Source organism: Shewanella sp. 10N.261.52.F9 (genome assembly GCF_041471165.1).
GTDB lineage: Bacteria > Pseudomonadota > Gammaproteobacteria > Enterobacterales > Shewanellaceae > Shewanella > Shewanella marinintestina.
Map to the genome: position 1 here is coordinate 20,349 of NZ_JBFRNX010000008.1, position 16,072 is coordinate 36,420.

Sequence of the window (16,072 nt, forward strand, 5' to 3'; positions counted from 1 at the left end):
TAAACCTCTAAATCGCTTCAACGTCATACGGCAGACGCTGGGCAATTCGCAATACTGAACTACGCGCCCTAGCGTTACGCTCAATCTCTTCAACTGAAGGTTTAATCGCTTTACCAATACCTTTTAACTTGCGTGACTTATTAATTTCTTCCTCAGTAATAGGTAAACCATGTGGCACACTTTCACCTTGGCTATTACGACGAATAAAACGCTTAACCATACGATCTTCAAGTGAATGGAAGCTGATAACCGACAAACGTCCTTCAGGCGCTAATACGGTTAATGCACCTTCTAATGCTTGGTCAATTTGCTCTAGCTCACTATTGATATAAATACGAATAGCTTGGAATACGCGTGTTGCTGGGTGCTTATTGCGTTCTTTATTCTTGGTAATGCGCGCAATGAGCTCTGCAAGCTCAGTAGTGCGTAAGAAAGGCGCTTTTTCGCGGTCAGCAGCAATACAACGGGCAATATGACGGGCATTTTTCTCTTCGCCGTAGGTTTTAAACACCCATGCCATATCTTCAATTTCAGCACGGGCAATCCACTGCGCCGCCGTTTGACCTTGAGAGTTATCCATACGCATATCCAATGGACCATCTCTTAAAAAGCTAAAACCACGCTCAGCATCATCAAGCTGCGGCGAAGACACACCAAAATCTAATAGCACGCCATCTATTTGGCCTTTTAAACCTAAGTCTTCAACGTAGTCAGCCAGTTGACCAAAACCACCGTGAACAATTTGAAAACGGCTATCGTCTTTAAATTGCTCTGCTGCAGCGATCGCTTGTGGGTCTCGATCAATGGCAATTAATCGACCATTAGGCCCAAGCTGCTCAAGCACTTTTCGAGAATGACCACCACGACCAAATGTGCCATCGATATAGATGCCATCTGGTTTAATATTTAAGCCTGCAACCGTTTCCGTTAACAGCACTGATAGGTGTTCAAATTCTTGTGTCATGGTTGTCTTCTACTTTTAAGTATCACTCGCTAAAGTGAAAAATCCGCTAAACGTTCGTTAGCAGCCAAATCTTCATTAAGAATCGCTAAGCGACTCTGCTCAATCTGTTGTTGCCATGTAGCTTCATCCCACAGCTCAAATTTATTAAGCTGGCCAACCAACATTGCCCGCTTGTCTAAATTGGCATATTGGCGTAAAGGAGGAGGTAGCAGCATACGGCCGTTACCATCGAGTTCACACTCATGGGCGTATCCGAGCAGCAATCGCTTGATTGCTCTTTCGGTAGGTTGTGTATCGGAAAGTGATGCGAGTTTAGCTGCAACCAGCTCCCACTCTTGAATGGGGTACAGCAATAAACAAGTTGATTGGATATCCACAGTAACGACTAGTTGGCTATTATGGCGGGCACTCAGAGGCTCACGGTATCGCTTTGGTATGGCGATCCGTCCTTTGGTATCAAGATTTATAGCGCTTGCCCCAGAAAACACCTTATTGTCATCCCTGTTGTTCTATAAATTACCCACAAATATCCACATTTCCCCACAACAGCTAAGTTTAGGGATAGAACGCAAGGGTTGTCAAGGAAAGGCGCTGATTTAAAATCCAGTAACCAAGCGGGTTAGCAGCTAGTTAGCTCACATTTTTAATGAAAGCTTAGATAGGGATTCATGTGGAGTTTTTATACGGTTGCAGCCCATCAAAGTAGGAAAAACACACAGAAAACATGGGGGAATCATTATCTTAAATACATTGTTGTGGATAATTTTCCCAGAAACGGCTTTTTCAAAATGACTTTAACAACCTCAATTAAGCTGCGATTCAAGCTGTTATGCTCAATAAAACGCTTTAAAAATTAATCATAATTAACCTGTAGCTTAAACAATTCGCAATATCGGCATGAAATAACCAAAGTAATTTAAAGTCTAAATTTTGATCACTTTCGGCCGATATATAAGTTAAAGGACATAAAATACGGAGGATTGTGATGATAAGCCTAGATAGCGTATATGCCATGCTTGCTAAGCCGGTAACAGCCAAAGTGAAAGCCAAAAAGAAAATTAAACCTATGGATGCCAGCAGCGCTATCAACGCAGATAGCCAAGAACAACCGCAAGCACAACTGCCCGACCACCTTGAACGACGTTCGGCGACCAATGATAGACGCCAAGCAGCACTACCAGAACTCCCTCTAGAGCCAAGACTTGAAAGACGAAAAGGCTCAAGAAGAGATAGGCGCCAACCTCTAGAGCCTCAAACTATTGAGGCTGCTCAAGACAACTACACTGAAGATACGCACAGTAAGATTGATATCAACATTTAGCTTCTGCCAATGAACTGCTTGATAATTAATGAGCAGAAAAAGGTGTAAACTTTATGGTTAGCCATTAAAGCAATAGTAAACAAAATTAGCGCCAACTATTACCGCTAGAGTCAATCGCCACAATTAACGAGTGCGTGCAACAGCCTGCTGCCAACCCAGGTACAAGCCATCGCGCTTGGCTGCCGTTATTTGCGGTGTAAAACTGCGCTCAACTCCAGCTTTTAACTTCAACTCGTCAGTAGATTGCCAAAAACCAACCGCTAGACCTGCCAAGAAAGCAGCCCCCATTGCCGTGGTTTCAGTTAGCTCAGGGCGTTGCACTTCAACATTGGTAATATCCGCTTGAAACTGCATAAGGAAATCGTTAGCCACTGCGCCACCATCAACTTTAATTTGTTTAAGATCTACAGAACTGTCTTTAGCCATGGCATCGAGTAGATCGCGACTTTGATAAGCTATCGCCTCTAGAGCTGCGCGAATAATATGATTACGGTTAGCCCCTCGCGTTAACCCCACCAACGCGCCCCTTGCATCGGGATCCCAATAGGGTGCGCCAAGGCCAACAAATGCAGGAATAAGATAAACACCATTGGTATCTTCTACTTTAGATGCAAAGTACTCAGTATCTTGTGCGTCTCGAATTAGGCCCAGTTCATCTCTCAACCATTGAACCGTCGCGCCGCCCATAAAGACTGAGCCTTCTAGCGCATAGTTCACTTCACCATTAGCACCAATCGCGATAGTCGTTAATAAGCCATGCTTAGACTTTACGGCTTCAAGCCCTGTGTTCATTAATAAGAAACAGCCTGTACCATAGGTATTTTTCGCCATACCTTCTTCGATACACAATTGGCCAAACAACGCCGCTTGCTGATCACCAGCCATTCCTGCAATTGCAATATGACTGCCTTCACCGGCAATACGTGTATGGCCATACACCGCTGATGAGGGTTTAACCTCGGGCAAGATAGAGCGTGGAATATCTAACGCTTGCAGTAATTTGTCATCCCACTCTTGGGTATGAATATTAAACAGCATGGTACGAGATGCGTTAGTTGGATCAGTGACATGAGCCTTTCCTTCCGTTAGCTTCCACACTAACCAAGTATCAATGGTGCCAAATAGCAACTCACCTTTTTGGGCACGCTCTCGCACGCCTTCGACGTTATCTAAAATCCATTTAATTTTTGTACCTGAAAAATAAGGGTCTAGCACTAAACCTGTGGTTTGCTTAATGTAATCTTCAAATCCAGATGCCTTTAACTGCTCACAAATATCCTTACTACGTCGGCATTGCCAAACAATAGCGTTATATACAGGCTTACCTGTGGCTTTATCCCAAATAACAGTGGTCTCACGTTGGTTGGCGATCCCGATAGCAGCTACATCTTCACTGTGGATGTCAGCGCGAGCGAGTACTTCAATTAACGTTGAGCTCTGCGACGCCCAGATTTCCATTGCGTCATGCTCAACCCAACCTGGCTTGGGATACATTTGGCTAAATTCACGCTGAGAGCTGGCAACCATATTGGTATTATGGTCAAACACAATAGCCCTAGAACTCGTTGTTCCCTGATCCAACGCAATGATGTATTTCTTTGACACTGATTCTTTCCTTATTGTCGCGTTTCTCTTAGCAAACCAATTTCAGGCTCAACATACTGTGGCGAAGTCACCTGATCGCAAGTATGAGCAGGGTAATACCAAACCGCGCTAATTTTATTGCCTTTTAACTGATAGACACCAAGGCTACATTGGCTACTTTGTTCACCGTCATGGCTCCAAGTCACCTCCTCTACTGTACTAACATAATTGGCAGACACTACAATTTGGCGCAATCTTGCTTTAGCATCATTAAGGCTAGCAAAGTAGTCGCTCATTGCAGCAGCGAGCTCATGTTGAGTCGAGGTTTCAATATCCATCTTTAATCCCGATAAATTAAACCAATGGACATTTTCAGTTGTATGCTGAATCAACTGTTCAACACTCTGAGCATTAAAACCTTCAATAAACTGTTTTACGACCTTCACAGCCTCAGGGTCTTGATCCGTGATTGTCTGAAATTGACTCGTATTTGCCTGCACTAAAAAACTACTAAAACTCGCGCTAAGCGCTAATAACCAAATATAGGGTTTCATGATAAACCTCTTGTTTATTTCGATATTTTAGAGTGGATAATCTTAATTTTATACGCTAGCGGAGTCAGTAACTGCCACTAACTTAGCATTGTTTATCTTTTTTACCATGAAACCAACATGACAAGCCAACCCCCTAAAGTAGGTCTCAAATTTCTTTATAAGTTGTCCTTAATCTGAAGTTATGACCTAGAGTGGGATACAAAAAAGCCTCGCTAATGCGAGGCTTTTTCTAACAAACTTAATTGATTAGCTGACGGCAATATTCTAGTCGCTAACTAAAGCATTAAGTTATTAGAAGCGATAAGTCGCCTGAACACCCACTAGGATGATGTTGCCACTGACTTGACCTTCGAAAGTACCACCAAACATAGCAGAATCTTCATCATGTTCATGGATTGGAGACTCATCAGCAAAAATGTAAGTCGCGCCAAAGTCAAAGTCTAGGTTATCGCTATACTGGTAGCCGTAGCCCACGCTCAACCATAGACGATCAACTTCAGGAATTGTGGTTGTGCGATTAGCATCAGACACTGCAGCTTGGTCGTAAGCAACACCAGTTCTTAGCGTCGACTTTTCTGATAGCTGATAAGTTGCACCCACTGCAAAGCGGTAGTTGTCTTCCCAGTTCTCTTGCTTAACTAGGATTGGATCAGCAGAAATCTCTGGGATCATCGCTTCTAGCTTTTCAAATGAACTCCAATCAGTCCAGTTAACACTCGCGTGAATAGCAAGCTTATCTGTCAATTGATGGAAACTCGCGATTTCAGCTGTCGCTGGTAACGCTAATTCCATAGAGCCATCATAATGACTTGAAGGAGCTTTTCCTTGCATGATCATTGCAACGTCAAAGCCTAAACCTCTGGCTTCACCTTCTAGGTTTTGCTCAACTTCAGAGCGATAATTAAAACCGATGCGGTTGTTGGCGTTAATCTGCCAAGCACCGCCTAGTTGCCAACCCCAAGAGATATCATCGCCTTCCATGTACTTAAGCGTTTTCCCTTGTAAAGGACCCGTTGAAGTCGGTGCTTGAGCACCAAAGCTACCTTCACCTAGCACTAAGCGAACACCAGCACCAACACTGAACTGTTCATTAATACGGTAAGCCACGTTTGGATTAATTTCGATTGCAGTAATAGATGCTTCGTTACCAAACTGGGTACCAAGGAAGTCATCGTCCAGCTCTGTAGCCATACCAAAATTACTACCAAGAGCAACACCAAGGAACCATTGGTCGTTTAGCTGATGTGACACATAAAAATTCGGCACTACTGCATCGCCAGCAATATCTTTAGCCGATGAAGGTGTAGCTGTACCACCTGATGTCACAACACCGTCAACATCAATGTTTGGCATAACTAAAATAGCACCAGTTGTAACTTGAGTACCTTCTAGGTAAGTCAGCATTGCTGGGTTACGGAACTGCGCAGCGGCGTTATCAGCCATTGCAGCTTCACCCGCGTAAGCACGGCCCAGACCTGTTGCTGAATATTCAGCTAATTGAAAGCCTGCAGCTTGAACCTGTGTAACCGTCCCCAAAAGTGCTGTACTCACAGCAAGTGTAATTAAACGCTTATTCATGTGTCATCTCTAATTATGTTAACAAAAAGTAGAGTATTAACTCCACTTTCTAATGGCGGCGATTCTACAACTGCAGAATATCTTTACAAGTACTTTATAAAAAACAGCACAAAACACTACCAACACAATCAAATCTTAGACAAAAAACGGTTAAGATCACACTTCAAAACAGCGAAAGCATGCACAAACCAAGTAAAAACGTCGCCGAATAGATTAAAAATAAAAGCGTAAATACAAGTTAAACAATTAAAAAATAACAGTAAAAACCATAAAAACACCAAAAACACCTGTTCACTCAAAAAATAAAGCAATTACAGCATAAATCACTACCAAAGATTGCAATAATAAAATCTCATATCAGCAAAGAAGTTAAACACCATTAAAAACAACAACTAAAATAAATTAGAAGAAGCTAAATAAAACAAAGCCATTTAGATAAATATCTAAATGGCTTAGCGAAAACTAATTGTTGGTACGACTGTACGCCAATATTAATCACCTAAATTAAGCGATTTCAACCTCTCCAACTCGGTATATGGGCTTCATAGTTAGCAATTGTATCGCCATGTGACAGCGTCAAACCTATCGCATCCAGCCCATTTAATAGGTTATGCCTAGCGGATGGGGCAATATCAAATTTGAACTCCGAGCCTGAAGGCGATGTCACCGTAAGCGCCTTTAGATCAACACAGATCTCCGCCCCCTCATTCGCGTCGACCTCTGCCATCAGTTGTTTGACTTCAGCGTCAGTCAACTTAACTGGCAATAAACCGTTATTAATCGAGTTACCATAAAAGATGTCTGCAAAAGTCGGCGCTATAATGACCTTAAAACCAAAATCCGCTAAAGCCCATGGCGCATGCTCACGACTTGATCCACAACCAAAGTTTTCTTGTGACACTAAAATAGAAGCACCTTTATAGCGCGGCTTGTTCAGATTAAAGCTTGGGTTAGGCTGATCGCCCGCATCATCTAAATAGCGCCAATCATGAAAAAGGTGCACGCCAAAGCCATCACGGGTAACTTTTGACAAAAATTGCTTAGGAATAATTTGGTCGGTATCGACATTGGCACTATCTAAGATAACGGCAAGCCCTGTGTGTAAGATAAATGGTTGCATGCTGTGCTCCTAGTATGGCTTACGAATATCAACAAAATGACCAGCAACGGCTGCAGCAGCTGCCATTGCAGGACTCACCAAGTGAGTTCGGCTACCGCGTCCCTGTCGTCCTTCAAAATTACGATTACTCGTCGATGCGCAGCGATCGCCCGCTTCCAGCTTGTCATCATTCATAGCTAAACACATAGAGCAACCAGGTAAGCGCCACTCAAAGCCCGCTTCCAAAAACACCTTATCTAAGCCTTCGGCTTCAGCTTGTTCTTTAACTAAACCAGAACCTGGAACCACAATCGCTTTGACACCATCCGCGACCTTACGACCTTTAGCGTGCTCCGCTGCTGCACGTAAATCTTCAATACGAGAATTTGTGCATGAACCAATAAACACTTTATTAATACTGACATTTGTCATCAGTGTGCCAGCACGTAAATCAACATACTCTAGGGCTTTCTCAATACTGGTTTTAACTGTCGAGTTAGTTTCTTCTGCTGGGTTTGGCACTACCTGGTCAATTGCAACAACTTGTCCTGGATTTGTCCCCCAAGTTAATTGCGGCGCAATATCTTTTGCTTCAAGTACAACCTCTGTGTCAAATACGGCATCGGCATCAGTTTTTAATAACTCCCATGCAGCAAGCGCTTGCTGCCAATCTGCACCCTTTGGCGCAAATTCTCGGCCTTTAAGATATTCTGCCGTAGTAGCGTCTGGTGCAATCATGCCCGCTTTCGCGCCCATTTCAATTGCCATATTACAAACAGTCATTCGGCCTTCCATGGTCAAGGCTTCAATCGCCTCACCGCAAAACTCGACCACATAACCTGTACCGCCATCCATGCCAATCTTACCGATAATGGCTAGCACAATATCTTTAGCTGTAATGCCGCTTGCTACATTGCCACGCACTTCAATTTTCATTGTCTTAGCTTTTAGCTGACGCAAAGTCTGGGTTGCCATGACATGCTCAACCTCAGACGTACCAATACCAAACGCTAGCGCACCAAATGCACCATGAGTCGCAGTGTGTGAGTCACCACATACAATCACTGTACCCGGCAGAGTGATACCTAATTCAGGTCCCATCACATGCACGATACCCTGGTTTTTATGATGAATATCATAAAGACGGACGCCAAACTCCTTACAGTTTTGTTCTAGCGTCTCAACTTGAATTCTCGCCATAGGACTAAGTGCATCTAAACTAGCACTAATCGTTGAGGTGTTGTGATCCATCGTCGCAAAGGTTTTTTCGGGCGCACGTAGTTTACGGCCCGCAGCCTTTAAACCACTAAAAGCTTGTGGTGAAGTCACTTCGTGAACTAGATGCCTATCAACATAGATAATCGGCGCTTCACCCTCAGCAGCCACAACTACGTGACTATCCCAGACTTTTTCATATAGTGTTTTAGCCATGACTACGCCCCTTCTCTAATCAATTTGGCAATGTAATCACCCATTTCACTGGTCGACTTAGCTTTGTGGCGCTCGTCACTAGAAAGCAACTCCCCAGTTAAGTAACCATCACTTAAAGCTTGGCCAACAGCTTTTTCAATCGCAGCTGCGGCAGCGTCTTGTTTAAGACTATGGCGCAGCAATAAAGCAGCTGAAAGGATTTGCGCCACAGGGTTTGCAATGCCTTGGCCCGCGATATCTGGCGCACTACCACCAGCAGGCTCATACAAACCAAAGCCAGAACTATTCATGCTGATTGAAGACAATAAGCCCATAGAGCCTGTTAGCATGGCGATTTCATCTGAAATGATGTCACCAAACAAATTAGAACACAGCATAACGTCGAACTCATCTGGACGACGCAATAGCTGCATAGTCGCATTGTCGATATAAATATGTTCGAGCTCAACATCGGGGAAGTCTTTAGCGACCTCCTCAACTACTTCACGCCAAAGTACTGAACAAGCCAGCACGTTAGCTTTATCAACTGAAGTCACCTTCTTGCGACGACCTTGAGCCGTTTCAAAAGCAATTTTTGCAATACGACGGATCTCTTTGCGGCTATAACGCATGGTATCGAAGGCTTCTTCGTTTTCGCCTTCACCTTGACGACCTTTTGGCTTACCAAAGTAAATGCCACTGGTTAGCTCACGCACACAAAGCACATCAAAACCACGAGATGAGATATCACTGCGCAGTGGTGACATATGCTCAAGGCCGGCATGCAACTTAGCCGGGCGCATATTACAGAACAGCTCAAAGTGACCACGAAGCGGCAATAAGGCACCACGCTCTGGCTGATCATTTGGCGCTAGGTGCTCCCATTTGGGGCCACCCACAGAACCAAATAAAATCGCGTCTGATGCTTCACAACCTTTTAGAGTTGCTTCAGGGAGTGGGCAACCATGATTATCAATTGCCGCACCACCAACATCGTATTCACTATATTCGATAGAAAGTGCAAAGCGTTCTTCGGTTGCCTTTAGCACTTTGCGCGCTTCAGCCATCACTTCTGGCCCAATACCATCTCCTGCCAGTACTGCAATCTGATAACTCATACTTCAGCTAACTCCTGTAATTGATTCTACAATTTGTATTTATCTTTAAACTTGCCGACACACAAAGAGGGGGGTTACACCCCGCCTAGCGCTTGTTTTGTTTGCTGGATACGCTGCTTACAATCAGCGACTTTATCTGCGCGCCATGTTAGGTTCATTACGTGAATTAATGCTTTTGCCGATGCTTCAACCACGTCGGTGGCTAAGCCCACACCATGGAAATTCTGCTCACGATATTTGGCGGTAATGTCAACCTGGCCTAATGCGTTTTGACCTTCACCTTTAGCGCTTAACTGGTAGCTAGTAATATTGGTTTCACAACCACTTGCTCTTGCAACAGCTTTATAAGCAGCATCAACAGGACCGTTACCTGTTGCGGCCTCGGTAATCATCTCACCATTTACCGCAACCTTTACAGTGGCAGTAGCGCTGCCTTCTGTTGAATCAGAGTGCACAACTAATTGCTGCAACTTATAATGATCGTCCGATTCGGCTTGAGCCTCCATAAAGGCTAATGCTTCTAAGTCATAATCAAAGACTTGGCCTTTCTTATCCGCTAGCGCCAAAAACTCTTCGTAAAGCACATCCATATCGTAATCTTGCTCACCATAGCCAAGCTCAGTCATACGGTGCTTAATCACGTGGCGGCCTGAGCGTGATGTCATGTTCAAGTTGTTGCGGTTCAGACCAATACTTTCTGGGGTCATGATCTCGTAAGTATTCTGCGCTTTAAGCATGCCATCTTGGTGAATGCCAGAAGAGTGAGTAAATGCGTTGGCGCCAACAATCGCTTTATTTGCTTGCACTGGCATATTACAAAGCTGACTCACTAAACTTGATGTACGATGGATCTCTTTAGCGTTAATCCCTGTTTCAAGCCCTAACTCCGCTTTACGAGTCGACAAGATCATTGCGATCTCTTCTAGCGAACAGTTACCCGCACGCTCACCAATACCATTTACTGTACATTCGATTTGGCGAGCGCCATGCTGCACTGCTGTAATAGAGTTAGCGACAGACAAGCCTAAATCATCGTGGCAATGCACAGAGATTACTGCTTGGTCGATATTCGGAACACGATTGAATAGTGTTTGAATAATGCCGCCAAACTCGCTTGGTACGGTGTAACCCACAGTATCAGGGATGTTAATGGTACGAGCCCCGGCCTTAATAGCCTCCTCTACCATGCGACAAAGGTTATCAATCGGTGTACGACCCGCATCTTCACATGAGAACTCAACATCGTCAGTAAAGCGACGGGCATACTTAACTGCGCCAACAGCCATCTCTAACACTTGATCAAATGAGCGCTTAAGTTTGCTTTCAACATGGATCGTTGAAGTCGAAATAAAGGTATGGATGCGAAACTGCTCAGCAACTGACATCGCCTGCGCCGCGGCATCGATATCTTTTTCTAATGCTCTTGATAACGCACACACTCGACTGTTTTTAACAGTTCTAGCAATCGTCTGTACCGACTCAAAGTCTCCAGGGGAAGATACAGGGAAGCCGACTTCCATCACATCAACGCCTAAACGTTCTAACGCGAGTGCAATTTGAAGTTTTTCCTTAACCGTTAAGCTAGCTGCTAGTGCTTGTTCACCATCTCGTAGTGTGGTGTCAAATATAATTACTCGGTTAGACATCTATCTTCTCCATCGAACATCATTGTTCAGTTATGCGTTGACGTTGCTATTTGGTCGGTTCGAATACAAAAAACCCCGCGTTATCAGCGGGGTTAATTAATGCAAGCTTACTTTCAAGCGTATAACACTAAGTCCTCCGCGCAGAGTCTGCGAGAATGAGAATAAGGAGTCCTAGTTGCGCACGGTTACATTTCTTCACTTTTTATTCAGCCTGTTCACATAAATATTCCCACAGCTTATCGCTGGGACGGTTAATTTTTAACTTGCATTAAGTTCAGTGTCAACCATGAATTAGCTTACTTCAGTTATTTTCAGGCTGATAATCGCTCAAATAAAACCAAAAAAAGATAGATAACGGCGTATATGTAAGCATTATTGATTTTTAATCGCATCAACCTCTACATTTGTATAAGCCATCGCAATATTCTCTCGCCACCAGCTTTTTTATGCATATTTTATTTATATTCGCTATAATGCCGATCTTAGTCAGATACATAGCGGATAAGGATCCACCCTGGAGCGCTTTAAAATGGATTTTCGTATCATAATCCTCAGCTTTTTGCTGTGGCTTTCGCCTGCGCATTCATTAACGCTGGAGCAATTTGAGCAACTCAATACTGCTGTTTTCCAATATCCCAGCAAAACGCTAAATGACATCCATGATATCGAAAAAGATGTTTATACCTTCTTAGATCCTCAAGTATTGCAATTACGCTTAAGTGCACTTAAATGTCAGGCTTATTTGCAGCTTGGCGAAAATGCCGCAGCTATCAACCTTGCTAGACTCAACGAGGCTAAAGCCAAGCAATTAAAATTGCACGAAGCACGTCCATACTTCTATAACTGTATGGCTCAAGCTTATGTAAACTATGGTAACTACCAAGAAGCCCTACCTTTAATTCATTCATCTATTGGCTTATCGCGCCAACTTGAACAACCCCAAGCACTTATTAACGGCTTATGGTTAAGAAGCCAACTAGATGCAAAAGTGCTCCATAACAATACTGCAATTGAAGATCTTCGTCTTGCTCTCGACCTTTACCCGCAAGTAGCCCAACAAGAACAACAGTGGCTGCTCACACCAAGTGCTTATTTAAAAGTCGCAATGGCCAAACTATTATTGGACGAGAATGAGCCCAAAGAAGCAAAAGCTTTTATTAATGAAGCATTAGATGATGAGCTAGCTGAAGGTAAGATTGCGCTAAACTTATTAATTGAAGCAGCTAATTTGTCGCAACAGAGTAATCAGCCAGAATTAAGAGATAGATATATTCAAGGAGCAAGAAGCCAGCTAGCAGAGTTAGGTAGCCCATTTGAGCTCGCGGTTGCCTATAAAAAAATTGGCTATATCGACTTTCTAAGCGGCAAATACAGCAGCGCCAATCAACTATTACATTTGAGTCTCAACACGTTTAAGAAACAGTCTAATTCTAGCGAAACAATTAGTGCGTTATATCTACTTGGGCAGATTAACCTTGCTCAAGGTGAGGAAAGTTTAGGCTTAGGGCAGCTGAATCAAGCCATTGATTTAGCTAAACAGAAACAACGTTATACAGACCAAAAGCTCGCTTACGCAGTTTTAGCAAACTACTTTGCCAATAAGCAAGACTATGCCTTAGCCTATGACTATCAACTACTGCGCTTTAAAGCGGCTGAAAACGATACCTTATTTATCCAAAACATATGGTTATCACACTTAAAGTCAGACTTAAGCCGACAAAAGCAAGTATCCAAAGAGAAGCAAAGTACTAAAGCCACGCTTATGCCGGGACAGCTTATCCCGACCTCCATATTACCAATACTATTCATTTTATTTAGCTTAATTATCTTTATTGCTTGGTACCATAGGCAGGGAGCGACTCGTATTTCAGTACCAAAAGAGCCTACACCGGTTAAACCAAATGCAACGGGTAAACAGAGGCTGGAAGATATGCTGAGCGTTAGCCGTCACGCCAACTACCCACTGTCACTTTTAGTATTGGATCCTAGCGTAGTATTAAGCGATGATATTCCGATAATGATTGAACAGCTTAAAACGAAGTTAAGAGAGCAGGACTTAGTATTTTTGCAATCTGAGCAGCAGCTATTGATCATGCTACCGCATACCTCAGAGGCAGGTGCGATTAACGTTATTGAGCAGTTATCAGGAACCATCGCTATGTGGCAAAATGACAGCAAGGTCAATATTGGCCTTGCCTGTATGCAGCAGTTTGATAATTTACAATCAATGATTAAACGCGCCAACGTTAGTCAGTTAAGAAGGCTTAAACCAATTAACCAGAATCAATAGTTGCCACTTAACCTTCTGCTAGGTAATCGGCAATTTCATCTAAGAACTCGCCACCGAAACGCTCAAGTTTACGTTCACCAACCCCGTTAACTGCCAACATTTCACCTGGGCTGGTCGGCAAAATCGCCGCCATTTCCGCTAGCGTTGCATCGTTAAATACTAAGTAAGGTGGCACATCTAACTCTTCCGCCAATGTACGACGTAGTAGTTTCAGTCTCGCAAACAACTTACGATCATAATTAAGCGGCGCGCGAGGATTATTACTGCGACGCTTGGTGGTTTGAATAACGATTCTTGGCTCTGCCAATAACAGCTCCACTTCACCCTTTAATACTGCGCGCGCAGACGGGTTAAGGGTAACTGAGGAACCACGGGTAATATCTTGAGTTGCTAAGCCTAAATGGATCAATTGGCGGATCACACTTAACCAGTGCTCATGACTCTTCTCTTTACCAATGCCCCAAGTAGAAAGCTTATCGTGGCCACGCTCAATCACACTGGCAGACTTTGAACCACGCAACACTTCAATCAAATGATTAATGCCAAAGCGCTGACCTATACGGTATACACAAGACAGCACCTTTTGTGCATCCTGAATACCGTTGTACTTTTTAGGTGGGTCTAGGCAGATATCACAGTTACCACAAGCCTGCAGCGCTGGTTCATCAAAGTAATGTAATAGCACTTGGCGACGACAGGTTTGCGCTTCAGCAAACGCCGCCATGGTATTAAGCTTATGAAACTCAACTTGCTGTTGTGGTCCGGGTTCCGATTGCTCAATAAGATGACGCACTCTACCGATATCGGCAGGGTCAAATAACATTAACGCCTCAGAGTCTAAACCATCACGGCCAGCACGCCCGGTTTCTTGATAGTAAGCTTCAACACTTTTAGGGATGTCGTAGTGCACCACATAGCGTACGTTAGACTTGTTAATGCCCATACCAAATGCGACGGTGGCGACTACGATATCGAGCTGATCTTTTAAAAATCTATCTTGAACGTCAGCGCGCTCTTCTTGGGTTTTCCCAGCATGGTAAGCTTCAGCTTGATGGCCCTGCAGACGCAGACGTTCAGCAACTTCATCAACTCGGCGACGACTACTGCAATATACAATACCACTCGTGCCATTTTGCGCCTCAACAAACTGACGCAACTGATTAGCCGCATTGAGTTTTTCAGCCACGGTATAGCGGATATTGGGCCTATCAAAGCTAGTTAACAGCGAGTGTGGCGTAATCGTAAGCCGCTCACAAATATCCGCACGAGTGGCTTTATCAGCCGTGGCGGTTAACGCCATAATCGGCACTTGTGGAAACTGTTGACGTAATTGACCTAGAGCTGCATATTCAGGTCTAAAGTCATGGCCCCACTGCGAGATACAGTGCGCTTCGTCAATCGCAAATAAAGAAACATTAAGCTCATGCAGTCTATCGATAAAGCTACCTTGCAGTAATCGCTCTGGCGATACATACAACAGCTTTAGCTCGCCATAACGCATCTTTTGTAAGATCTGAAGGCTCTCTTCTCTAGGTTGAGATGAGTTTAAGTAAGCTGCAGCCACGCCGGTTTGAATAAGGCTATCGACCTGATCTTTCATTAACGAGATCAGCGGTGACACCACCACAGTCAATCCAGGCATTAATAAAGCGGGTAATTGATAACACAGGCTTTTACCGCCACCCGTAGGCATGATCACTAAGCAATCTTGTCCTGCGCAGATCTGCTCAATCACCTCCTGCTGCCCCTCTCTAAAAGTACGGTAACCAAATACCGACTGTAGGGTGGAAGATAACTGATCGATCGGATTCTCGAGCGCCGCCTGATCCATAGTGAACCTGTGTTAAAAATAGGGCTGACTATTCTAATGTAGGCGGAGGTCATTGTCTCTCTCGATTGTCACTAGTGGATAAAATTTAAGCTTGCGTCGCGGCAACCATTAGCGATAGATTAAATACTCTAAAGCGAATAATCCGATGTCTAATCAGCAAAAAGGAAGCAAGATGAGTCATGTTATTCAACAAGAAACTCTACGCAGAGTCGCCGAAATTTTTGATCAACATGTACCGTTTCATAACCTGCTCGGTATGGATATCAAGCGTTATGATATGCACGGCGTCGAGATTGAAGTGAAAATGAAACCTGAGCTCATTGGCAACATCCATCAACAAATACTCCATGGCGGCGTCACAGCCACAGTGCTCGACGTAGTAGGTGGCCTTACCGCTTTCTCAGGGCTAGTTGCCAGCCGCGACGATTGGACACTAGAAGAGTTAGAGCAACGCATTAAGACCCTAGGTACAATCGACATGCGAGTCGACTATTTACGCCCTGGCCGCGGTGAAATTTTTACAGGCACAGGCACAGTGATAAGAGCAGGCAACCGCGTATCAGTATCAAGGATGGAGCTGCATAATGAAAAAGGCGACCATATTGCCTTTGGCACTGGTACATACATGGTTGGATAATCGCTATCGATAAAACATTCAACAAGCTCTACAGGCGATT

General features: G+C 44.0%; 13 protein-coding genes. 3 read left to right on the top strand and 10 right to left on the bottom strand.

Annotation, left to right across the window (positions count from 1 at the left end; genetic code table 11):
- Window positions 1-7: 7 nt before the first annotated feature.
- Together rsmH and mraZ are read right to left on the bottom strand one after the other, a co-directional pair.
- Window positions 8-964 carry a 16S rRNA (cytosine(1402)-N(4))-methyltransferase RsmH gene (gene rsmH / locus AB4298_RS05885; RefSeq protein WP_248999897.1) on the bottom strand — a complete coding sequence of 319 codons (957 nt, stop codon included), beginning with the start codon at window positions 962-964 and terminating at the stop codon, window positions 8-10.
- Window positions 965-993: 29 nt separating this feature from the next.
- Window positions 994-1,452, bottom strand: a complete 459-nt coding sequence (gene mraZ / locus AB4298_RS05890) for a division/cell wall cluster transcriptional repressor MraZ (RefSeq protein WP_248999898.1) — start codon at window positions 1,450-1,452, stop codon at window positions 994-996.
- 494 nt (window positions 1,453-1,946) lie between these two features.
- Here mraZ and AB4298_RS05895 point away from each other — a divergent pair, with 494 nt between their 5' ends.
- Window positions 1,947-2,285 (top strand): hypothetical protein, encoded by a 339-nt coding sequence (locus AB4298_RS05895; RefSeq protein ID WP_371986015.1) that lies wholly within the window; start codon window positions 1,947-1,949, stop codon window positions 2,283-2,285.
- A 123-nt stretch (window positions 2,286-2,408) separates the two neighbouring features.
- On the opposite strand, the gene glpK is transcribed toward AB4298_RS05895, so the two are convergent.
- The 7 genes from glpK to leuA all read right to left on the bottom strand — a co-directional run bounded on the left by glpK (window position 2,409) and on the right by leuA (window position 11,274).
- Complete coding sequence (gene glpK, locus AB4298_RS05900; protein ID WP_371986016.1) at window positions 2,409-3,890, bottom strand: glycerol kinase GlpK; 1,482 nt, start codon at window positions 3,888-3,890, stop codon at window positions 2,409-2,411.
- Between the two features lie 11 nt (window positions 3,891-3,901).
- Complete coding sequence (locus tag AB4298_RS05905) at window positions 3,902-4,423, bottom strand: nuclear transport factor 2 family protein (protein WP_371986017.1); 522 nt, start codon at window positions 4,421-4,423, stop codon at window positions 3,902-3,904.
- A gap of 291 nt (window positions 4,424-4,714) precedes the next feature.
- Window positions 4,715-6,001 carry an outer membrane protein transport protein gene (locus AB4298_RS05910; RefSeq protein WP_248999902.1) on the bottom strand — a complete coding sequence of 429 codons (1,287 nt, stop codon included), beginning with the start codon at window positions 5,999-6,001 and terminating at the stop codon, window positions 4,715-4,717.
- A gap of 514 nt (window positions 6,002-6,515) precedes the next feature.
- A complete protein-coding gene (gene leuD / locus AB4298_RS05915) occupies window positions 6,516-7,121 on the bottom strand; it encodes a 3-isopropylmalate dehydratase small subunit (RefSeq protein WP_371986018.1) in 606 nt (201 codons plus the stop codon).
- Window positions 7,122-7,130: 9 nt separating this feature from the next.
- Complete coding sequence (leuC, locus tag AB4298_RS05920; protein ID WP_371986019.1) at window positions 7,131-8,531, bottom strand: 3-isopropylmalate dehydratase large subunit; 1,401 nt, start codon at window positions 8,529-8,531, stop codon at window positions 7,131-7,133.
- Window positions 8,532-8,533: 2 nt separating this feature from the next.
- Window positions 8,534-9,628, bottom strand: coding sequence for a 3-isopropylmalate dehydrogenase (leuB, locus tag AB4298_RS05925; RefSeq protein ID WP_248999905.1), 1,095 nt, complete (start codon window positions 9,626-9,628; stop codon window positions 8,534-8,536).
- Window positions 9,629-9,702: 74 nt separating this feature from the next.
- Window positions 9,703-11,274, bottom strand: a complete 1,572-nt coding sequence (gene leuA, locus AB4298_RS05930; RefSeq protein ID WP_248999906.1) for a 2-isopropylmalate synthase — start codon at window positions 11,272-11,274, stop codon at window positions 9,703-9,705.
- 529 nt (window positions 11,275-11,803) lie between these two features.
- Between leuA and AB4298_RS05935 the strand changes: the two genes are divergently transcribed.
- Complete coding sequence (locus AB4298_RS05935; RefSeq protein WP_371986020.1) at window positions 11,804-13,564, top strand: tetratricopeptide repeat protein; 1,761 nt, start codon at window positions 11,804-11,806, stop codon at window positions 13,562-13,564.
- Window positions 13,565-13,571: 7 nt separating this feature from the next.
- Here AB4298_RS05935 and recQ read toward each other — a convergent pair whose 3' ends face one another.
- Window positions 13,572-15,395 (bottom strand): DNA helicase RecQ, encoded by a 1,824-nt coding sequence (recQ, locus tag AB4298_RS05940; protein ID WP_371986021.1) that lies wholly within the window; start codon window positions 15,393-15,395, stop codon window positions 13,572-13,574.
- A gap of 172 nt (window positions 15,396-15,567) precedes the next feature.
- Between recQ and AB4298_RS05945 the strand changes: the two genes are divergently transcribed.
- Complete coding sequence (locus AB4298_RS05945; RefSeq protein ID WP_248999909.1) at window positions 15,568-16,032, top strand: thioesterase family protein; 465 nt, start codon at window positions 15,568-15,570, stop codon at window positions 16,030-16,032.
- Window positions 16,033-16,072 lie beyond the last annotated feature (40 nt).

Coding starts and splice junctions, on each gene's coding strand:
- rsmH (WP_248999897.1), bottom strand. CDS start 964: ATGACACAAGAATTTGAACACCTATCAGTGCTGTTAACGGAAACGGTT.
- AB4298_RS05905 (WP_371986017.1), bottom strand. CDS start 4,423: ATGAAACCCTATATTTGGTTATTAGCGCTTAGCGCGAGTTTTAGTAGT.
- AB4298_RS05910 (WP_248999902.1), bottom strand. CDS start 6,001: ATGAATAAGCGTTTAATTACACTTGCTGTGAGTACAGCACTTTTGGGG.
- leuD (WP_371986018.1), bottom strand. CDS start 7,121: ATGCAACCATTTATCTTACACACAGGGCTTGCCGTTATCTTAGATAGT.
- leuC (WP_371986019.1), bottom strand. CDS start 8,531: ATGGCTAAAACACTATATGAAAAAGTCTGGGATAGTCACGTAGTTGTG.
- leuB (WP_248999905.1), bottom strand. CDS start 9,628: ATGAGTTATCAGATTGCAGTACTGGCAGGAGATGGTATTGGGCCAGAA.
- leuA (WP_248999906.1), bottom strand. CDS start 11,274: ATGTCTAACCGAGTAATTATATTTGACACCACACTACGAGATGGTGAA.
- AB4298_RS05935 (WP_371986020.1), top strand. CDS start 11,804: ATGGATTTTCGTATCATAATCCTCAGCTTTTTGCTGTGGCTTTCGCCT.
- recQ (WP_371986021.1), bottom strand. CDS start 15,395: ATGGATCAGGCGGCGCTCGAGAATCCGATCGATCAGTTATCTTCCACC.
- AB4298_RS05945 (WP_248999909.1), top strand. CDS start 15,568: ATGAGTCATGTTATTCAACAAGAAACTCTACGCAGAGTCGCCGAAATT.